Genomic DNA, 19481 nt, shown 5'->3' on the forward strand with positions numbered 1-19481 from the left:
ATAAACCAACAAACATAATTTAATACACATGAGATCACACAATATCAAAAACTCAAAAAAACTGGCATATTTAGGAATATTATTAATTACTATCATGAGTTGCAAATCTATGAAAAATGCCGAGTTAGGTGGTTTTATAGGAGCAGCAGGTGGCGCCATTATTGGAGGAGTAATTGGAGAAAACATAGGAGAAGAAGGAGAAATTGGTGCCGTCATTGGTGGTATTGTCGGAGCAACGGTAGGGAGTATTATAGGAAATCAAATGGATCAACAAGCAAAAAAGATTGAAGAAGAAATGCCTGCAGTCGTTGTACAAAGAGTAGAAGAAGATATTAATATTGTTTTTGATGAAGAAAGCGGTGTATATTTTAGCACCAATAAGTATGATTTAAATGAAAGTTCTAAAGAAACCATCAATAAATTAGCAGAAATACTTAAAGAATACCCTAATTCTAATATTTTAATTGAAGGTCATACTGATAATGTTGGTAAAGAAGAATCTAATTTTATTCTATCAAAATACAGAGCACAATCGGTTAGAGATTATCTAATTGCTCAAGGTGTTGATGAGCAGAGATTTACTGTGACTTATTATGGAGAATCGCAGCCTAAATATACAAATGACACTTCCGAAGGGAAGTCTAAAAATAGAAGGGTAGAAGTTACTATATCGCCAAATGAAGAATTAAGAAGGCAAGCATTTGCGCAAATAAAAGAGTAAGGTTTTGTAATTGAGAATGATAAATCCCGACTTAAAAGTTGGGATTTTTTTATGCACAAAATTTATGTATCTTCAATAAATGAATAGTCATAAACACATAGTTGTTATTGGTGGTGGTTTGGCTGGTTTGACGAGTGCAATACATTTGGCTAAGTATCAAATACCTGTGCTTATTATAGAAAAAGATCAGTATCCAAAACATAAAGTTTGTGGAGAGTATATTTCTAACGAAATAATGCCATACTTTGATTTTTTGGGAATAAATTTAGATGATTTAGGAGTAGTACAAATTTCAGAATTAAATATAAGCACAACAAAAGGTAAAATAATAAAAAGTAAACTTCCTTTAGGTGGTTTTGGTATTAGTCGATATACGCTAGATAATTACTTATGGAATTTAGCAAAAAGTTTAGGTGTACAAACACTAAATGATCAAGTTTTAGATGTAGGGTACGAAGAAAACAGATTTTCTGTAAAAACGGCTAATAATGCATTGATTACTAGTGATTATGTTATAGGAGCTTATGGCAAGCGATCTATATTAGATAAAAAGTTGGAACGTGATTTTAGTAAAAATAAATCCCCTTGGCTAGCGGTTAAAGCTCATTATAAGTCTAGTTTTAACCCTAATACTGTGGCGTTACATAATTTTGATGGAGGGTACTGTGGATTATCTATGGTAGAGAATAGTACTGTAAACGCTTGTTATCTTGTAAATTATGATAGTTTTAAAAGATGTAAGGATATAGCTCATTTTGAAGAGGATGTGCTTAAGAAAAACCCTTATTTAAGAGATTTCTTTGAAAACTCTCAGCGAATATTCGAAAAGCCGATAACTATAAGTCAAATTAATTTTGATAAAAAACAACCCGTAGAAAATCACGTTTTTATGTTAGGTGATGCGGCAGGATTAATCCACCCTCTATGCGGTAATGGTATGGCAATGGCTATACAGAGTGCTAAAATCTTATGTGAACTGCTAATTAATAATTATAAATCTAATATTTATTCATTAGAAAAGATAGAAGAACTTTATTCAAAAGAATGGAAAACAATATTTTCTAAAAGATTATATGCTGGTCGCGTACTTCAAAAGGTGCTGTTAAATGAGACTATCCAGCAAATAGGGCAAAAGGTAGCAACTTTAGTTCCGATTATTGTTCCACAAATTATAAAGCAAACACACGGAAAACCTTTAATATGTTAGAAAACTTTACGAATAGGAGTAATGAAGCAGAATTAATGGATGACCCCCAAGTTGATGAAAAAGATTTGGCAGTGGCTTTACAGGATATATCTAGAGTAAATAAATTATTAGGAGGCAATAGCATCACTATCAACTCGGTATTAAATAAAATAAGAAGTAATGGTAATAAATCTGAATGGATTATTGCGGATTTAGGATGTGGAGATGGTCAAATGCTGCGACAATTAGCAGGTGTATTTAGGAAAAGAGGAATTAAAGCAAAATTAATCGGAATTGATAATAATAGTAAATGTCTGTTACACGCAGAGAAATTAAGTGAATTCTATACAGAGATTAGTTATAAGAATGCCGATATCCTAACATTGACAAAAGAAAGCTTTTCTTGTGATATTATTATTTGCACATTAACACTGCATCATTTTACAGATGAAGAAATAAAGAAAGTACTTAAAAAAAGTTTAGAGTTAGTGTCAGAATCTTTGATTATTAATGATATCCATAGAAACACTTGGTCGTATTATTTATTTAAAATATTTAGTTATTTCTTTATCAAAGGATATATTGCTAAGAATGATGGACTCGTGTCTATTAAAAGAGGATTTAAACGAAAAGAATTAGTAAGTTTTGCAAAAGATTTAGGACTTACAAAGTATCAATTAGATTGGAAATGGGCTTTTAGGTATCGCTGGATAATCAATAATTAAAAGGGAGTAAAATTGAGTGTAAAAATAACAACAGTTGCTAAACAGTTGCCAAAATATGTGAGGGATACAAAAGAAATACTTCCTTTTGTGTCTCAATGGCTTACAGGACAAGAGGATCGTTTTAAGCGAAAGGTTCTTAAAATTTTCGAGAATGCTGCCGTAGATAAGCGTTATGGGATTATGAGTATTGAGGAAGTTTTTACTGCAACTTCTTTCGAAGAGAAAAACGATATATATATTAGAGAAGTAAAAAAACTTGGAGAATTTGCACTAAAAAAAGCATTACATAAAGCTGATTGGGATCCAAAATCACTCGACTACATAATTACAGTAAGTTGTACAGGAATAATGATTCCGTCGTTAGATGCATATTTAATAAATTCATTAGATCTTAGACAAGATATTGTAAGACTTCCAGTCACTGAAATGGGTTGTGCAGCTGGAGTCTCCGGGATTATATATGCCAGGAATTTCTTAGAAGCAAATCCAGGAAAAAGAGCTGCGGTAATAGCAGTAGAATCCCCAACAGCAACTTTTCAACATGATGATTATAGTATGGTGAATATAGTGAGTTCTGCTATTTTTGGTGATGGAGCAGCCTGTGCGTTACTCTCTTCAGAGAAACAATCTGAAGGACCAAATATTCTTGCTGATGAAATGTATCATTTTTATGACGCAACAACTATGATGGGCTTTAAATTGACTAATGGAGGTCTACAGATGGTGTTGGATAAGGAGGTGCCTGAAAAAATAGCTAAATATTTCCCAGATATAATACATCCTTTTCTTTCAAAAAATGGAAAATCTATAGAAGAAATAGATCATTTGATTTTTCATCCTGGAGGTAAGAAAATTGTGCAAACTGTAGAAAATCTTTTTGGTGATCTAGGAAAGAATATTGATGAGACTAAAACTGTTTTACGTGAGTATGGAAATATGAGCAGTGCTACGGTGTTATATGTTTTGGAACGTTTTATGGACAACAAACCCAAAAAAGGAGAAACTGGATTAATGTTAAGTTTTGGTCCGGGATTTTCTGCTCAAAGAATATTATTAGAATGGTGATCAAAATTAACTAGATATAATAATCTTACTATAAAATATCATGAAAAACCTATTAACTTATATACTCTTTATTATAGTTACAGTGTCTGCTTGTAAAGCCAATGATAATAGTGATAACTCTAATATTGATGTAGATATTAGTAATGCAGAAGTAACTAATGTATCTGTTACTGGTAATGAAAGTAACTATTCCTTTAGCGTAGAGATAAAAAGCCCTGATTTAGGATGTAATCAATATGCGGATTGGTGGGAAATCATATCCGAAGATGGCATACTGCTATATAGAAGGATTTTAGCGCATAGCCACGTAAATGAACAACCATTTGCAAGATCTGGAGGCCCCGTAGCGATTAGTGATGATCAAGTTATCTATATCCGTGCGCACATGAATACTACTGGATATGGAGAATTAGTGTATAAAGGAAGTGTTTCTGGTGGTTTTATCCAACAAACATTGGAAACTACCTTTGCAAATCAAGTAGAAACAGAAGAACCACTACCTAGCGGATGTGCTTTTTAAAAACCAAGTAATTTTGACAGGAGAACATATTATTGAAAAGTTACCATATCAGGATCCTTTTTTATTTGTTGATGAAATTTTAGAGGTAGATGAGCATCAAATAGTAGGTAGTTATACCTTAAAGCAAGATGAATATTTTTATAAAGGTCATTTTAAAGAAAATCCAATAACACCAGGAGTTATTCTTACAGAAATTATGGCTCAAATTGGTTTAGTATGTTTAGGAATGTTTATCCTTAGTGAACAAATAAATGACAATCCGGTTAAAGTAGCTATGAGTAGCACGAGTGTTGATTTTTACAAATCCGTTCTACCAGGAGAGAAGGTAGTTGTTATTTCAAAAAAGGAATATTTTAGATTTAATAAATTAAAATGTCAAGTCGAAATGTATAATGAAGAAGAGAAGCTAGTTGCTAAAGGACAAATTGCAGGTATGGTTGTTTAGTGTTCGTGAGTATTAATTCTTTAGAATTTTATGAAAAACAGAAGGGTAGTAGTTACTGGTTTAGGTGTTGTCTCATCAAATGGAATTAACGTTTCAATATTTAATGAGTCAATTAAAAGTGGTATCTCAGGAATTAATTATATTGAAGAATTGAAATCACTAAAATTTTCATGTCAAATAGCTGGAAAACCGAAATATAAAAAAGATTACTTAAACAAATACTTTAATAGCGTCCAGCTAAAAGGATTAAATGCCTCAGGATTAGAATATGGTGTGATTTCGGGTTTAGATGCTTGGAAAAATGCAGGTTTAGAAATCACGGATAAAAAAGAAAAGCCCTTATGGAATGCTGGAGTAATTTTTGGAACAGGTATACTTGGAGTTGATAAATTTAGAGAAGCTATATATAAAGTCGACGAAGGAAATGTAAGAAGATTAGGAAGTACTTCTGTTATACAAACAATGGCTAGTGGTATTAGTGCTTTTTTAGGAGGAATTATTGGTTGTGGTAATATTACAACAACGAATTCTTCAGCTTGTAGTACGGGAACAGAAGCTATTCTTATGGCTTATGATAGAATCACAGAAGGAAAGGCAGAAATTATTTTAGCAGGTAGTACCAGTGATAGTGGGCCTTATATTTGGGGTGGCTTTGATGCTATGAGAATTCTTCCTCATAAATTTAATGATAATCCTACAGAGGCTTCAAGACCGATGAGTGCTACGGCAAGTGGTTTTGTGCCAGGAAGTGGAGCGGGAGCTATGGTGTTAGAAAGCTTAGAAAGTGCCAAAAAGAGAGGGGCAACAATTTATGCAGAAATATTAGGTGGACACGTTAATAGTGGTGGTCAAAGAAATGGCGGAAGTATGACCGCTCCTAATAGCATTGCAGTTAAACAATGTATTCGTCAAGCGGTTATAAACTCGGGGATTCAAAATAACGATATAGATGCTATTAATGGACATTTAACAGCAACCACAAAGGATGTTGCAGAAATTGAGAATTGGTGTGAAGCATTGGATAGAAAAGGAAAAGATTTCCCATATATAAACTCATTAAAAGGTTTGGTCGGTCATTGTCTAGCTGCATCCGGGAGTATAGAAAGTGTAGCTACAGTGCTGCAGTTAAAAGAAGGTTTTGTTTTTGGGAACAAAAACTGTGAAGATTTACATCCAGAAATTGAAGCTTTGATTGATAGAGAAAAAGTTCCTACTAAAACAGTATTAAAACCTATTAATATTGCGGTAAAAGCTAGTTTCGGATTTGGAGATGTAAATGCTTGTATTATCTTTAAAAAATATTCGTAATCAAAAAAAGTTCATGACAAAAGAAGAATTATTATCTAAACTAAAAACTATTATAAAACCATATGTTCAAAATCAGGAAGGATTACAACAACTTTCTGAAGCTACTAATTTTATTGATGATCTCGAGATTAATTCTGCAAATTTAGTAGATATAATACTTGATGTAGAAGATGAGTTTGGTATCGAAATAGATAATGACGGTATGGATAAAATGTTAACTGTAAAGGCATCTATAGAAGTAATTGAGGATAAATTAGCTGCAAAATGATAGGTGACGATATTGTAGATCTTAAACTTGCACGAATCCAAAGTAATTGGAGAAGAAAAGGGTGGCTACAAAAGATCTTCACAGAATCAGAACAAGTCATGATTTGGAATTCTGAAGACCCTGATGGATTAGTCTGGAAATTATGGAGTATGAAAGAAGCTACTTATAAAGCGCATCAACGCCGTTTTTCTATACCTAGAAAATATAATCCTTGGGATTTTGTTTGTTCTGATGAGCAGGTTACAATCGATAATCATAGTTACAAAACAGTTTCTAAACAGAATAAAAAGTACGCTTATACTATTTCTTTCACAGATCAAAGTAACTTTATTTCTAAAGTATTTAATGATAACACACTGTTTTATAAAAAAGTATTACAGAATTATGTAGGGGATATAATGGGAGTAAAAAAGTCTTCTGTTTCTATTTTTAAGGATATTCATGGAATACCATGTATCAAAATAGATGATAGACTTACAGATATACCGCTTTCTTTCTCTAGTCACGGTTCTTTTTCTTCATTTACCATTGATTTACCTTAGAAGGTTAATAAGGGGCAAAATACCCTATTAAAAACAGTATTTATACCCTTATGCAGTAGTATTATCATTTGTATTTTCGCAACAGGGAAAAAAACTAAATCAGTCAAAAATGATAAATACGTTATTAAGTAAAAGGAACACAAAAAAAGATGAGAAAATAAAAATCACTCGTCTAAAAGAAATGAATATTGTCAATAATGAATTCTTGAAATCTTCAGAAAAACTTGCTAAAGCTTATAATATTCATATATAAATAAATACCAAATAGTTTATTTCAAAATAGGGAAATCAAATACAATATCTAATTTGTTTTTTTCTCTTTCATCATGAATGTTTACTCCATAATCACTGGTATAAATTGTAGTTTTACCAAGTAAGTTTTTGGTAATATCTAAGGTGAAATTGATGATAACTTCTTTTGTGATACCTTTAATAGTAAGGTTTCCTATCACTTTATAGTTATTGTCACCAAAATGAACTACTTCAGAGCTTTCAAAGTTTATTTTAGGGTATTTCTTTTTGTAGAAGAATTTTTCCCACATTAAATGGCCATCTCTTAGGAAGTTACCTGTTTCTAAGGTATTTACTAGAGCTGTCCCTTTAAAATAAGCATTATCAGGGTCTTCGGGATTAAACGAAATTTTAAAATCTAAACCTCCAATAGTTCCATTGGTATCCTCAGAAATAAAATCAAAAGATATTTTAGCATTCTTTTTATCAAAATCAAGTTTAATAAAATCATTGATTAATGCTTCTTCATGACCAATATAGCCATTGGAACCACTAATCATCTTATCAGCTGGTGGTGTAAATTGACCATATCCAAAAGGAATTAAAACAATCAAAAAAAGAATCGAGTTTAGGTAGGTTTTCATATCAGAAGTTAATTTTTAAATATATAAATAATCAATAATCATTCCAATAGCTTTAACATATCAAACAATGTAAAGTATATGATAATCAGTAAAATAATTATAATTTGATGTTAACATTTCTGCTAAATTCTGAAAATTAATATAACTTAGAAAGGATTTAGATCATCAGGTTACAAATTATAAAAGTTTTGAATATGGAAAATCATAATAAAAAGAAATCCTGGTCAAAGAGAAAGTTTGCTGATTTCCAAAATAAGTATCGTCGATCTTCTAATTTCGGGTATGGATCCAAAAGAGATAAATTCGCTATCACTGGTGATGGAGAACTAGCTGTACCTAGAAAAAAGAATATGGATGATATGAACGCTATTGATTAAAAAATTATTTGTTATTTTTATTGGTAGTTTTCAGATATGTTAAAATCCCTATAGAAATCGCAGCGCAAACCGAAAAACCTAAGAAAAGAGGCAGAGCAGTGTCCGCTACAAATTTTCCTATATAAGTACTAATAGGAACCGCCATTATTGTGCTTAAAAAACCGGTAATAGCAGCAGCTATTCCTGCAATATGACCAACTGGTTCCATTGCTAGTGCTCTTAAATTACCAAACAAAAACCCAATCGAAAAAAATTGCAAACCAAAGAAAATTAATAGCACTAGTACGCTGGGATTTGAATTCCCATAAAACAAACCAAGATATAGTAAAGAAATACCAAAGAAGGAGTAGAGGGAAACAGTAACTAACTTTTCCATTCCATACTTTAGTACTAAAGTTCCGTTTAAAAAAGTGGCCGTACCAATTGAGATTGCTAGTAATGCAAAAATATATGGAAATTCATCTTTGAGCTGATATTGTTGCTCAAAAATTTGTTGCGAGCTACTTAGATATACTAAAAAAGAGCCGACAATAAATCCTGAAATTAAAGTGTATCCAATCGTAGTTTTATATTTTATCAATTCTCTTAAACCATCTTTAAATATTGAAGGTGTAAATTTTATGCGATTCGAAACTTCCAAAGTTTCTTTTTGTCTTTTCCAAAACCAAATAGAGACAAAACCACTAAATATAAGTTGTATATAAAAAATAGCTTGCCAATTATAATGATCTAGTACAAATTTACCTAATGCAGGTGCGACTATTGGTACTAAGAGAAAAACTACCGTTATAAAAGACATAATGCGCGCCATATAATCTCCACTGTATGTGTCTCTAATCATAGCAATAGCGATTGTTCTTGGTGCAGAGAGTCCAATACCTTGTAAGATTCTACCTGCTATCATAATAGCAAGATTAGTTGCATTAATACACATAAAACTAGCTACCACAAATAGTAATAAGCCGATATAAACTATTGGTTTTCTTCCTAAGCTGTCTGATATCGGTCCAAAAATGAGAGGCCCGATACCAAGACCTAAAAATATCATAGTAATCAATAGTTGATTATCTGATAGTTCTGTAGTACCAATATTAATCCCAATAATATCTAATGCTGGTAATAGCGCATCTATTGCTAAAGCAACAATGGACATAAGCGATGCCATTAAGACTATAAATTCTAGTTGCGCATATTTTTTAAGAAGCATCAGGCAAAAGTAATTTATTTAGCGATGTGGTCTAACATTTAATACTGCTATTTAACCTTTATTTAGGAGCATTTTTTTGCGCTTTATGATAAGATAGAATTTGTTGTATATTGGTTTGTATGAAATTGTTTAACTCACAACGTAAAAATCTAATGACAGGAAAAGGCATACAGAAATATTTAGTATACGCTGTAGGGGAGATTATTTTGGTAGTAATTGGTATACTAATCGCAGTGAGCATCAATAATGCAAATGAAATTAGAAAAACCAAAAATAATCTAAATAATATTTTAATAACCTATCAAGAAGATTTAAAAATAGATACATTAGCAGTAGGTCGTGTTCTGGATTTATTAGAAGCTAGGAAGCAAACTTTTGATCAATTTCTAAGCGATACAGTAACTATCGAAATGTATAAAAAGAATCCGTCTGCTATGGGTTTAGTTTTGAATTATAGTCCATTCCAACTACAACAAAAAGGTATCAGATTACTAGAAAAGTTCGAAAGCACATCCGAAACTGATAGTCTCGTAACTATGATAGTTGCTAATCACAATGGTTTTGATACGTTATTAAGGGAAACACATACACGAATAGGTAGTGATGTAACTGATAATATGGATTATTTAAAATATAATCATCCTTGGATTGGTGATCTGTTACGAGGTAGATTAGAAAATCCCGAAATGTATAATTATTTTATAAGTGATACTTACAAAGCCAGATTGGCTATTCATAATGTACTAGTGTATGGAAATTTAAAACCTATTCTAGATCAGTACATGAAAAGTTCAAAAACAATTCTCAAAAAAATAAAAGAAAGAGTAGAAGATTAGTCAGTGTTCGATGATTGAGTTGTAGTTTAAAATTCGTAAATTACGGTATGGATTTTGCTGTTAATTAACTGTGAAACAAATAAATGTATTATGAGGGCTGTAGTTTTGTTATTAGTATTTGGAGGTTTTTTGATAGGATGTAGTGGTACAAAGAAAACAGTAGAAGCTACCGCTCAAAGCAAAGCTCTAGAAGTTTTGATTGCTAAGAAATCGTTTAATATTCAATCCGATTGGATGTATCCTTTAGCTACATCTAGTATGAATGTTATAGCTAATAGTGGATTGTTACCACCAGGAAGTACAGTTAATGGAATTAGTTTAATTGGCAATCCCAATTATATAAAATTTCATGGAGATAGTATTTCTATGGATTTACCTTTTTATGGAGAGCGTCAATTACCTGGTCAGTATACACGTAATGAAGGTGGTATTGTTTTTAATGGCGTCCCTGACAGATATGAGGTTACAAAAGATGAAAAACGGCAAAGACATATAATCAAATTTACTGTTAAGAATAATAGAGAATCATATAGAGTTATGGTAACATTATATCCAAACTGGACTTCCAATATAAATATTAATAGTAGTCACCGCACATCTATTCGTTATAGAGGAAACGTATCTGAGTTGGAGTTAGATGATGGATTGGTTACCAATTAAATTATACAGTTTTTATATAACACATTTTGTAATAGTAAGAACGTATTATACTGCTATTATTTATTAGACGTCATACTAGTAAGTAACTCCTCTATATCTTCTTTATACGTTTGATAAAACTCTTCTACATATGGCCTTCTGCTATTATAGCCCTGCGCTAAAAGTTCTTTTGATACATCCACCGTTTTTTTTATTTCTATTGGGTTTTTTCCTAGAGCTTTAAGGGTCTTTGCTTTCCAATACATTAGATCTGCATTTTTATTATATTTAATACCTAGCTCAAATTTCTCTAAAGCTTTTTCTAGCTCTCCTGTTTCAAAATATGTGATTCCATAATACATAAATGCCCTGCTCTCTATATAATTTATATCTCCAGATTTTGATTCATGATCAAAGAATTTTTTGAAATACTCTTGAGCTTTAGGATACTCTTTTTTCATCATATAAGCGACACCTCTCATAAAATCAATATTCTCAGACTGCGGATAATCTACAAAATTGGGAGTTAATGCGTCTAGCTCATCAAAATCCTTAATTGCATTATCATAATCTCTATAAAAGTATAAGTATAAATATCCTCTATATCCTTGCCAAGATTCAGGATCCAGCTCTACGGCTTTTTTATACTTCTTCATAGTCTCAGTATTAATACCACGTTTTACTCTAGGAGCACCCATTTCTCTATGAGGATCAGAGAAGGTAGTGTCTAAAATAATAGCTTCTTGGATATGAAAATGTTCCTCTGGTGTACCTTGATAATATGGACCTTTTAAGCCTTCTATAAATTGTTTTGCGTATTTCTGAGAAACCGTCTCAGAAAACTCTTTTTTATATAATTTAGGTGGTTGACTACAAGAACTAATAAATAGTGCTAGACAAAATCCACTAAGGTAAAATATCTTGAATCTTTCCATTGTTTAAAATAAAGGTTATATAAAAGTAAGAATCTCTTTTTTTGTTTCTAATAATACATGGTTTCCATTCTTTTACTTCAGAAAGGATATTATATAGGTGCATACTAGTTTCTTTGGGAAACTGTTTCTTATTGTATTCGAAATCAGCGGATTGATCGGTAGTGAATTTACCAGCTTCTCCTTTACAATTAATCACAAACCTAAAAGTCAAGTAACCAGATTGATTCCTTAACTTGGTAGTATCTAGTTTACTAAAGATCAATCTTTTTAAATTCCCTTTTCCACCAATAAACCCAGCTCTATCATTTCCTCCATTATAATAATCTACTATGAATTCTTGATCAGTACATAGTTCTAACGCTTTATCTTTATCTATGGTTTTGTTAAAATCAATATAACCAACACGCTTTATGTTATGTTTAGAAAGAACGTTAAATTCTGAAGGTAATAATTGCTTTACCAAAACTCTTTCCATCTTAAAAGCATCTGTTGTTAAGGTGGAGGAATATAGGCCTAAATCCTGAACGTAAATATTACGAGAGTGAAAATTTGTGACACTTTTTTGATTTTTTCCATATACCGTAGTATCTATAATATTCAATGCAATAATTTTAGCTGGTTTCGAAGCTATCATAGTATCTTTAACCATAGTAATGGTTTTGCTCATATCAACATATCGGGACTTTTCATTCACCAGTTTTGACCTATAGTAGACAGTGTCTTTATCAAAAGTGAGGTAGAAATTCTTGTTTTGTTCCGGATACACAGCTGTAAGTGTATCTTTACCATAAATACGTTTTGCACTAACTTCTATCATTTGATTTCCTTGGATATTAAATTGGTTAGAAGATTGCATTTTAAAAGAAGGACCGTATATTTCTCGGTTATAGGTACTATCGTTAATTTTTTTGGTCAAAGAGTAGTCAATATATGTTCTTACGTTTTGTTGATCTTTTAAATATAAATTTCTATAATATTTATTTACGACACCCGTATTTTCAACTCCTTTCGGAATAAAAAAACGTTCATTAGTAAGTGAAGTTTTATTACAAGAGTAACATATAACACATAATAACAGCAATAAAAGCTTTCGGTACATTGAATTGGTATTGGTTGATGATTAAAGGTAGGTCTAATTTTATGAATACAAAATTAAAAATACACCAATCATAATACCGAATAAAGGAACTAGTTTTTTTCTCTTATTTTTTTCTTTAAAGACAATACCACCTATAACAACAGCGATTAATATCTGGCTTCTTTTTATAGCGGATAATAGCATAATTAATGCCTCTGGATCTTGTAATGCTTTAAAATAAAAATAATCTGCAGCTTGTAGCAATATACCAACAGCTACAATAGTCCAGCGAAAAGTGAATTTCTTTCGTTTTTCTGCATTATTAAACCAAGTAAAGGATAAAATCACTAATAAAATTAAAACAGTATAAAAACAAAACCAAAACTGTAAAGTTTGAGGTGTTAGTGTCAAATTCTGAATTAAAAATTTATCATACAAACCACTAGAAGCTCCTAGAAATGTAGCACCGATAATGGCAAAAATCCATTTATTTCGTTTAAAATTAATCCCTTCCTTTTTACCTATTTTAGAGTATAATATCACAGAAAATATAATTAAAAAAAAACCAATCCATTGTAAGAAATTAGGTCGTTCTTGATAAATTAGAATCGCTCCTATAAAAGTAAAAAAAGGTCCGGCAGAACGTATCGGGGTAACAATAGTGATAGGTAAATGTTTTAAAGCTTGATATGCCAGAATCCAGGAAGAAGCCATAATCATGGATTTTATAAAAATAAAACCATGGGTTTGCCAAGGAATGCTGTTAATATAAAAGCCAATCTGTTTTGTGAAATCTGGGTAAAACTGCGAACCAATAAAAAAAGGTAATAATACTAAAAAACCAGATCCAATGGTGCCAAGAAGCACCGGGAAAACCTCATTTCCTTGTACCGCGTGCTTTTTACATAAATTATGTAAACCTAAAAATAGTGCAGCTAATAAACCTAAATACATCCACATGCCGCGAATATAAGTTATTAGTAAATTTTATGAATAATTAGGTTTATATATTTCAAATTCCTTTGATTAATATTTACGATTATTTCCTTTCATTTTTATACTTTTTTCTTATAAAATCGAAAAATACCGTTAAACGAAAATCGTTAAAATAACTGTAGGAATTATACTTCTGTTATTTTTTATATAACATAATTACGAATATTGTGTTTTTTTAAGAATTAAATTGATATTTACTTAATTAATTGAATATATTTGCGCCATCAAACCAATTTATTATTCATGCATAATACTTTTTAACTATTTAACACAAATCAATTAATTAAAACCTTACAATGAAAACTCAACTAAGCTTTACAAAAAGAACGTTATGGCTATTAGTCATAACAATTATGACCACTGTTGCTCTACAAGCACAGCAAGTCATTAATGCTACATTACAAAATGACGGTAGAACCAGACAATATCGTTTGTATATTCCTGCTAGCTATGATTCAAGTCAGCCCGCTCCTTTAATTTTAAATTTCCATGGTTTCACTAATAACATTGATACTCAGTACAATCAAAGTGATTTTAGGCAATTAGCCGAGGATAATCAATTTATTTTTGTTACTCCACAAGGGTTAGGAGGCTTTTTCTCTGGATGGGCCATTAACAATAACTTTGGTGGCAATGAAGATGATTTAGGATTTTCAGATGCCTTGATTGATGTAATTCAGCAAGATTATAATATCAATGAAAAGCGAATTTATGCTACAGGATTCTCTAATGGAGGATTTTTTAGTTATAGACTGGCTTGCGAATTAAGTCCTAGAATTGCTGCTGTAGCGTCGGTGGCAGGTAGTATGACTAGAAGCTGGATTACCAATAATCAATGTCAACCACAACATCCAACCGCAGTATTACAAATTACAGGAACCAATGATAATGTAATATCTATAAACGGTAATGGAACGAATGAACCAATACAGGATGTTATGGAATATTGGTCTGCAGTTAATAATGGAGATAGTACACCAGATGTGATTCAATTAGGAGGAGGGTCTACTCGTTCTATCTGGGATAACGGTGATAATGGAGTAACAGCAGAATTTATAAGAGTCCAAGGAAAAGGACATAGCTGGAATGGTGGAAACGTAAATACATCTCAAGAAATTTGGGATTTCTTTTCTAGATTCGATATTGATGGAGCAATAGATGGTACACCGCCACCTCCGCCTAATGATACCTGTTCTGGTGATGTAACTTCTTTTCCTTTCAATGAAAGTTTTGAAAATAGTTTTGGTGAATGGAGTAATGCTACATCTGGTGATGACATCAATTTCACAAGAAATTCAGGAGGAACTCCTTCGAATCAAACGGGACCAAGCAGTGCTACAGATGGAAGTACATATGTTTATGTAGAAGCTTCAGGTAATGGTACTGGTTTCCCTAACAAAAGAGCAATACTTAATTCTCCTTGCTTGGACTTTACGAATGTAGATTCTCCAAGGCTTAATTTTGAGTATCATATGTTTGGTAGCCAGATCAATAGTTTAACGGTTGAAGCAAGAACAAACAATTCCGGAAATTGGATACCAGTATTTAACAGATCTGGAGATCAAGGGAATATCTGGAATGTAGCGAGTATAGATTTAGCAAGTTATGCAGGTAATCCAAGTGTACAATTACGTTTTAATGTATTGACAGGAACTGGTACAAGTGGATGGCAAAGTGATATTGCTATTGATGCCGTAAGCATCCAAAATGGTACAGGAAATCCTAATCCAACTTGTGATAGTATCGACTTTAATGACTTTACAATCACCTCTTTTTCTAACCAAGATAGTGCAGGAAATTTCTCTATACAGAATGGAGGAAGAGCTTTATCGCTAACTAATAATACTTGGAAATATATTAGCCTTAATTATACAGTTACTGCAAATACGGTGATTGAATTTGATTTTAGCAGCACTTCTCAAGGAGAGATTCATGCCGTAGGTTTTGAAGACAACAATTCACTAACATCTTCGCGTTATTTTAAGGTACACGGTACTCAAAATTATGGAGTAACGAATTTTGATAATTATTCCTCTGGTACAACTACTTATGTTATTCCTGTTGGGAATTTTTATACAGGAGCTATGGATAGATTGGTTTTTATCAATGATAATGATGCTGGATCAGGAAATAATTCAATTTTCTCTAATGTAAAAATATATGAAGGATCATGTAACGGTTTATCAGCAACAGAAATAATTGCTAATCTAGATGATAAAAGACCAATTATGGGAACTGATAAAGAAGGTATCGAAGCGATAAAAATGTCTCCCAACCCAACATCTGATCAGTTTTCACTCCAGTTAAGTTCTCAAAGTACAGAAGATGCTATAGTACATATATATAACACATTAGGACAGAAAAAGTATGAAGCTATATTAAACCCTGGAATCAATAATTTTTCTGCACGTAATTTGTCGCTTAGTTCTGGAGTTTATATTGTAAAAATTAAATCAAAGGGTAGCGAAGAGATTACTCAAAAATTAATTGTTAGATAATTCATAACAATATATCAAACCAGTAATTTGCATAAGATGCTTCGGTAAGTAATACTGGAGCATCTTTTTTTTACACTTTGTGAAATTTGTGGATAATTAAGATTGTTAAGAATGCGAAATAACATTTCTTATATTTGTTACACTAACAATCATCATTTGGAATTCGGTAAAAATTTATTGTTTTTTTTTTAGTGCTTTAGGAGCTTTTAATGGGCTCTTTCTTAGCCTCTATTTTGGGTTTTTAATTAAGAATAAAAGCAGAGCCACTCTTTTTTTAGCAGCTCTTTTATTTGTAATAAGTGTTCGTGTTACTAAATCTGTTTTCTTAACATTTTATCCAGGTACATCTTCTATATTCGTTAGTGTAGGGTTGACAGCTTGTTTTTTAATTGGCCCATTTTTATATCTATATACCAAAATTGCTATAAACCCTCTCAAAGTCCATAAATGGAATTGGTTATTTCATATTGTTCCAGTGTTGATATTTATGACGATCATTAGTATTGAATATCCATATAGAGAATACAAACACTTATGGTGGCGTAGTCCACCAAGAATATTTGGATCACTTTTATTTATCCAATGGACAATATATACAATAGCAGCTATTTATCAATCAAGAAATAGGTTTAGGAAACTTTGGAGTAAAACTGAGAAGATTACTACGTTGGATTTTTGGATCATTAATATCGTTACGGGTGGTTTTATTATTTGGTTAGCATATAATACCACAACCTATACCTCTTATATAGTTGGAGCATTGTCATTTTCATTTACCTTTTACATCACTTTGGTCATTTGGATTATAAAGCGGAGAAATAGTACACTTACCTTTGTTACGCCTATAGTAAAATATGCCAATAAAAAGATAGATCAGGAAAAGGCATCTTCTATTGCTGATAGATTGAATGTTTTATTTAAAAAAGAAGAAATACATCGTGATCCTAATCTAAAGTTATTAGATGTTGCTAGTAAACTTGATGTAAAACCGCACGAACTTTCTCAGTACCTTAATGATAACCTAGGACTAAGTTTTTCTAGTTACATTAACACGTATCGCGTAAAAACTGCGACAGAATTAATTAAGACAAATACATTACTTACTTTAGAAGCCATTGGTAATGAATGTGGTTTTAAATCGAATTCTACTTTTTATACTGCTTTTAAAAAACAAGAGGGGATGACACCATCTCAGTTCAAAAAATCCTTTAAATAACACGTGTTTTTTCTACGGAATTATAAATCCGAAGAACGTGAACTTCTTTTGTATATTGATTTTTAAGGTTTTCAAATAGATTAGCATTCTAAATCAATCTTTTAAAAATCGAACAATGAAAAATTTATTGCTATTATCTATATGTTTAATTATTTTTCAAATAACTTCTGGGCAATCAGATAAAGATCAAATAACTGAAACTCTTCTACATTATATAGAAGGAACCGCAAATGGAGCGCCAGATAGAATAAAAAAAGCCTTTCATAAAGATTTAAATTTATATTCAATTTCTAACGATACTTTAAGTATTAGATCTGGTAAAAAGTATATTGGCTATTTTAAAGAAGGCCAAAAACGCGAAAGAGTAGGTAAGATCGTTTCTATTGATGTTGTTAATGATGCAGCAATAGCCAAAGTAGAGATCGATGTGCCAACTAGAAAAAGATTATATACTGATTACATGATGTTATTAAAGGTAAAGGGAGCCTGGAAAATCATACATAAATCATATACTCATATTAATTACTAAATCGACTAAATTTTATGACTGGTACTTCGATATTTAAATGTTTCATTTTATTTTATATCTGTGCTGGGATAGTTTGTTATTCGCAAGCTCAAGACTCTGATGCTACGGTAAAAAAATTAGAAACTAAGTTAGATTCTTTGATAAACCATGCTTTAGAAAATGAGCATATTCCTGGGGCAGCATTTATTATTGTAAAAGATGGAAAGACGCTATTAAAAAAAGGATACGGATATACCAGTTTAGGTGAAGGAATTAGAAGAGTAGATCCGGATTCAACCATTTTTAGGATAGGATCTGTAATCAAAACTTTTACTTCAACTGCTTTGCTTCAACTAATTGACAAAGAGTTAATTGAAATAAATACAGATGTAAATAATTATCTAACATCTGTAAAAGTACCTACTACTTTTATGGAACCTGTTACATCAGCACATTTACTAAATCATAGTGCTGGTTTTGATGAATTAACAGGTCGTGTTGTATATAATGAACAGGCATCTATTCCATTAAAGGAATTTCTAAAAGACCGATTAGTTCGTGTACGCAGACCAGGAATGATCTCTAGTTATTCGTCATACGGAATTGCGTTAGCAGGATTATTAGTAGAAGATATCAGCGGTTTAAAACTTGATCAATATATGAAAAAACACATTTGGGAACCACTAGGAATGAATATGACATCTATGTTTTTAAATGAACAAGTTGAAAATTATGCTTTCTTGGGGATATGAATATCGTAACGGAATTAATATGCCACAACCTTGGGAGTATTATCATACGTACCCAGCTTCTGATATCAATAGTACTGTTGCAGATATGGGAAAGTATCTTAATATGCATTTAAACAATGGAGTATTTAATAATGAAAAGATACTAAGCGCCGAATTAGCGAAACTGATGAAACAACCACAATTAAGAGTGCATAAAAAAGTAGAAGCTTTTGCATATGGGTTCTACGAAGAAGATGCGCATGGTTTTAGAACAATAAGCCATGGAGGCGATATGCAAGGATATTCATCGTATATGGCAATGGTGGCAGAAAAGAAACTGGGAGTTTTTATCGTGCATCATCATGAAGGAACTCGATTGAGATATGCCATTATGGATGAAATTTTAAAAACGTTCAAGGAAGATCGGCAAGAAACACCTTTGAAACCTTTAATAGAAAAAACTGAACTCGATAAACTAGCAGGACATTATATGTGGACTACACATTGTCATAGCTGTGTGGATGGTTGGAAACCAAATCGACAAGAATTAGTTGTAAACGATGATCAAACATTTACAATTATGAATCGAACTTATAAAGAAATAGAACCTTTGCTATTTAAAAGTACAGACGGTATGCGTATTATCAGTTTTGTAGAAAATGAAACCGGTGTGATAGAATATATGTCTTTGGGTGGAGTTAATATGTTTGAAAAAGTGGATTAATAATCATTTGTAAGAGGTATTTTGGTAATAGCTAATTGCATTTTTAATTAAAATTATAGTAGAATAACAGATAAGCACACA

The 19481-nt window shown here is 31.6% G+C and carries 23 protein-coding genes; 18 read left to right on the plus strand and 5 right to left on the minus strand.

The window, feature by feature from the left end; translation table 11 throughout:
• The first annotated feature begins 28 nt into the window (after positions 1-28).
• The 10 genes from NMK29_RS08525 to NMK29_RS08570 all read left to right on the plus strand — a co-directional run bounded on the left by NMK29_RS08525 (position 29) and on the right by NMK29_RS08570 (position 7033).
• A complete protein-coding gene (locus NMK29_RS08525) occupies positions 29-721 on the plus strand; it encodes an OmpA family protein (RefSeq protein ID WP_108804292.1) in 693 nt (230 codons plus the stop codon).
• Between the two features lie 79 nt (positions 722-800).
• Positions 801-1928, plus strand: a complete 1128-nt coding sequence (locus tag NMK29_RS08530; RefSeq protein ID WP_108804291.1) for an NAD(P)/FAD-dependent oxidoreductase — start codon at positions 801-803, stop codon at positions 1926-1928.
• On the plus strand, positions 1922-2632 hold the full coding sequence (locus NMK29_RS08535; RefSeq protein WP_108804290.1) for a methyltransferase domain-containing protein: 711 nt from the start codon (positions 1922-1924) through the stop codon (positions 2630-2632). The genes NMK29_RS08530 and NMK29_RS08535 overlap by 7 nt, the downstream gene beginning before the upstream one ends.
• A gap of 12 nt (positions 2633-2644) precedes the next feature.
• Complete coding sequence (locus tag NMK29_RS08540) at positions 2645-3697, plus strand: type III polyketide synthase (protein WP_108804289.1); 1053 nt, start codon at positions 2645-2647, stop codon at positions 3695-3697.
• 40 nt (positions 3698-3737) lie between these two features.
• A complete protein-coding gene (locus NMK29_RS08545) occupies positions 3738-4217 on the plus strand; it encodes a hypothetical protein (protein ID WP_108804288.1) in 480 nt (159 codons plus the stop codon).
• Positions 4218-4230: 13 nt separating this feature from the next.
• Positions 4231-4662 carry a 3-hydroxyacyl-ACP dehydratase FabZ family protein gene (locus tag NMK29_RS08550; RefSeq protein WP_108804287.1) on the plus strand — a complete coding sequence of 144 codons (432 nt, stop codon included), beginning with the start codon at positions 4231-4233 and terminating at the stop codon, positions 4660-4662.
• 30 nt (positions 4663-4692) lie between these two features.
• Positions 4693-5970, plus strand: a complete 1278-nt coding sequence (locus NMK29_RS08555; RefSeq protein WP_108804286.1) for a beta-ketoacyl synthase — start codon at positions 4693-4695, stop codon at positions 5968-5970.
• 13 nt (positions 5971-5983) lie between these two features.
• Positions 5984-6238 (plus strand): acyl carrier protein, encoded by a 255-nt coding sequence (locus NMK29_RS08560; RefSeq protein ID WP_027391413.1) that lies wholly within the window; start codon positions 5984-5986, stop codon positions 6236-6238.
• Positions 6235-6780: a 4'-phosphopantetheinyl transferase superfamily protein gene (locus NMK29_RS08565; protein ID WP_108804285.1), complete on the plus strand. Its 546-nt coding sequence runs from the start codon at positions 6235-6237 to the stop codon at positions 6778-6780. The genes NMK29_RS08560 and NMK29_RS08565 overlap by 4 nt, the downstream gene beginning before the upstream one ends.
• 109 nt (positions 6781-6889) lie before the next feature.
• Positions 6890-7033, plus strand: a complete 144-nt coding sequence (locus NMK29_RS08570; protein WP_155839596.1) for a hypothetical protein — start codon at positions 6890-6892, stop codon at positions 7031-7033.
• A 16-nt stretch (positions 7034-7049) separates the two neighbouring features.
• Here NMK29_RS08570 and NMK29_RS08575 read toward each other — a convergent pair whose 3' ends face one another.
• Positions 7050-7655 carry a YceI family protein gene (locus tag NMK29_RS08575; RefSeq protein ID WP_108804284.1) on the minus strand — a complete coding sequence of 202 codons (606 nt, stop codon included), beginning with the start codon at positions 7653-7655 and terminating at the stop codon, positions 7050-7052.
• Between the two features lie 194 nt (positions 7656-7849).
• Between NMK29_RS08575 and NMK29_RS08580 the strand changes: the two genes are divergently transcribed.
• Positions 7850-8032, plus strand: a complete 183-nt coding sequence (locus tag NMK29_RS08580; RefSeq protein ID WP_027391415.1) for a hypothetical protein — start codon at positions 7850-7852, stop codon at positions 8030-8032.
• 4 nt (positions 8033-8036) lie between these two features.
• Here the strand turns inward: NMK29_RS08580 and NMK29_RS08585 are convergent, their stop codons facing one another.
• Positions 8037-9239 (minus strand): multidrug effflux MFS transporter, encoded by a 1203-nt coding sequence (locus NMK29_RS08585; protein ID WP_108804283.1) that lies wholly within the window; start codon positions 9237-9239, stop codon positions 8037-8039.
• A gap of 119 nt (positions 9240-9358) precedes the next feature.
• Here NMK29_RS08585 and NMK29_RS08590 point away from each other — a divergent pair, with 119 nt between their 5' ends.
• Together NMK29_RS08590 and NMK29_RS08595 are read left to right on the plus strand one after the other, a co-directional pair.
• Positions 9359-10075 (plus strand): DUF6090 family protein, encoded by a 717-nt coding sequence (locus NMK29_RS08590; RefSeq protein ID WP_108804282.1) that lies wholly within the window; start codon positions 9359-9361, stop codon positions 10073-10075.
• 90 nt (positions 10076-10165) lie between these two features.
• Complete coding sequence (locus NMK29_RS08595) at positions 10166-10735, plus strand: DUF4251 domain-containing protein (protein WP_108804281.1); 570 nt, start codon at positions 10166-10168, stop codon at positions 10733-10735.
• Between the two features lie 56 nt (positions 10736-10791).
• Here NMK29_RS08595 and NMK29_RS08600 read toward each other — a convergent pair whose 3' ends face one another.
• From NMK29_RS08600 to NMK29_RS08610, 3 genes are read right to left on the minus strand one after another with little or no spacing between them, the layout of a single operon-like run.
• The gene (locus tag NMK29_RS08600) at positions 10792-11649 is read right to left on the minus strand and encodes a tetratricopeptide repeat protein (protein ID WP_108804280.1); all 858 of its coding nucleotides are present in this window, start codon (positions 11647-11649) and stop codon (positions 10792-10794) included.
• On the minus strand, positions 11621-12748 hold the full coding sequence (locus NMK29_RS08605; protein ID WP_108804279.1) for a hypothetical protein: 1128 nt from the start codon (positions 12746-12748) through the stop codon (positions 11621-11623). Before NMK29_RS08605 ends, NMK29_RS08600 begins: the two co-directional genes overlap by 29 nt.
• Before the next feature lie 39 nt (positions 12749-12787).
• Positions 12788-13687: an EamA family transporter gene (locus NMK29_RS08610; RefSeq protein WP_108804278.1), complete on the minus strand. Its 900-nt coding sequence runs from the start codon at positions 13685-13687 to the stop codon at positions 12788-12790.
• A gap of 332 nt (positions 13688-14019) precedes the next feature.
• On the opposite strand from NMK29_RS08610, the gene NMK29_RS08615 reads away from it, so the two are divergent.
• The 5 genes from NMK29_RS08615 (at position 14020) to NMK29_RS08635 (ending at position 19400) form a co-directional block, all read left to right on the plus strand.
• Positions 14020-16221 carry a T9SS type A sorting domain-containing protein gene (locus tag NMK29_RS08615; RefSeq protein WP_108804277.1) on the plus strand — a complete coding sequence of 734 codons (2202 nt, stop codon included), beginning with the start codon at positions 14020-14022 and terminating at the stop codon, positions 16219-16221.
• Between the two features lie 487 nt (positions 16222-16708).
• Positions 16709-17437 (plus strand): AraC family transcriptional regulator, encoded by a 729-nt coding sequence (locus NMK29_RS08620; protein ID WP_254097192.1) that lies wholly within the window; start codon positions 16709-16711, stop codon positions 17435-17437.
• A 115-nt stretch (positions 17438-17552) separates the two neighbouring features.
• Complete coding sequence (locus NMK29_RS08625) at positions 17553-17966, plus strand: nuclear transport factor 2 family protein (protein ID WP_108804275.1); 414 nt, start codon at positions 17553-17555, stop codon at positions 17964-17966.
• A gap of 14 nt (positions 17967-17980) precedes the next feature.
• Positions 17981-18697, plus strand: a complete 717-nt coding sequence (locus NMK29_RS08630) for a serine hydrolase (RefSeq protein ID WP_108804274.1) — start codon at positions 17981-17983, stop codon at positions 18695-18697.
• The gene (locus NMK29_RS08635; protein WP_108804273.1) at positions 18660-19400 is read left to right on the plus strand and encodes a serine hydrolase; all 741 of its coding nucleotides are present in this window, start codon (positions 18660-18662) and stop codon (positions 19398-19400) included. The genes NMK29_RS08630 and NMK29_RS08635 overlap by 38 nt, the downstream gene beginning before the upstream one ends.
• Positions 19401-19481 lie beyond the last annotated feature (81 nt).

The organism is Aquimarina sp. Aq107 (assembly GCF_943733665.1).
Lineage (GTDB): Bacteria > Bacteroidota > Bacteroidia > Flavobacteriales > Flavobacteriaceae > Aquimarina.

Coding starts and splice junctions, on each gene's coding strand:
- NMK29_RS08615 (WP_108804277.1), top strand. CDS start 14,020: ATGAAAACTCAACTAAGCTTTACAAAAAGAACGTTATGGCTATTAGTC.
- NMK29_RS08560 (WP_027391413.1), top strand. CDS start 5,984: ATGACAAAAGAAGAATTATTATCTAAACTAAAAACTATTATAAAACCA.
- NMK29_RS08620 (WP_254097192.1), top strand. CDS start 16,709: ATGACGATCATTAGTATTGAATATCCATATAGAGAATACAAACACTTA.
- NMK29_RS08595 (WP_108804281.1), top strand. CDS start 10,166: ATGAGGGCTGTAGTTTTGTTATTAGTATTTGGAGGTTTTTTGATAGGA.
- NMK29_RS08570 (WP_155839596.1), top strand. CDS start 6,890: ATGATAAATACGTTATTAAGTAAAAGGAACACAAAAAAAGATGAGAAA.
- NMK29_RS08555 (WP_108804286.1), top strand. CDS start 4,693: ATGAAAAACAGAAGGGTAGTAGTTACTGGTTTAGGTGTTGTCTCATCA.
- NMK29_RS08530 (WP_108804291.1), top strand. CDS start 801: ATGAATAGTCATAAACACATAGTTGTTATTGGTGGTGGTTTGGCTGGT.
- NMK29_RS08575 (WP_108804284.1), bottom strand. CDS start 7,655: ATGAAAACCTACCTAAACTCGATTCTTTTTTTGATTGTTTTAATTCCT.
- NMK29_RS08525 (WP_108804292.1), top strand. CDS start 29: ATGAGATCACACAATATCAAAAACTCAAAAAAACTGGCATATTTAGGA.
- NMK29_RS08630 (WP_108804274.1), top strand. CDS start 17,981: ATGACTGGTACTTCGATATTTAAATGTTTCATTTTATTTTATATCTGT.
- NMK29_RS08535 (WP_108804290.1), top strand. CDS start 1,922: ATGTTAGAAAACTTTACGAATAGGAGTAATGAAGCAGAATTAATGGAT.
- NMK29_RS08545 (WP_108804288.1), top strand. CDS start 3,738: ATGAAAAACCTATTAACTTATATACTCTTTATTATAGTTACAGTGTCT.
- NMK29_RS08605 (WP_108804279.1), bottom strand. CDS start 12,748: ATGTACCGAAAGCTTTTATTGCTGTTATTATGTGTTATATGTTACTCT.
- NMK29_RS08600 (WP_108804280.1), bottom strand. CDS start 11,649: ATGGAAAGATTCAAGATATTTTACCTTAGTGGATTTTGTCTAGCACTA.
- NMK29_RS08590 (WP_108804282.1), top strand. CDS start 9,359: ATGAAATTGTTTAACTCACAACGTAAAAATCTAATGACAGGAAAAGGC.
- NMK29_RS08585 (WP_108804283.1), bottom strand. CDS start 9,239: ATGCTTCTTAAAAAATATGCGCAACTAGAATTTATAGTCTTAATGGCA.
- NMK29_RS08580 (WP_027391415.1), top strand. CDS start 7,850: ATGGAAAATCATAATAAAAAGAAATCCTGGTCAAAGAGAAAGTTTGCT.
- NMK29_RS08610 (WP_108804278.1), bottom strand. CDS start 13,687: ATGTGGATGTATTTAGGTTTATTAGCTGCACTATTTTTAGGTTTACAT.
- NMK29_RS08635 (WP_108804273.1), top strand. CDS start 18,660: ATGAACAAGTTGAAAATTATGCTTTCTTGGGGATATGAATATCGTAAC.
- NMK29_RS08625 (WP_108804275.1), top strand. CDS start 17,553: ATGAAAAATTTATTGCTATTATCTATATGTTTAATTATTTTTCAAATA.
- NMK29_RS08565 (WP_108804285.1), top strand. CDS start 6,235: ATGATAGGTGACGATATTGTAGATCTTAAACTTGCACGAATCCAAAGT.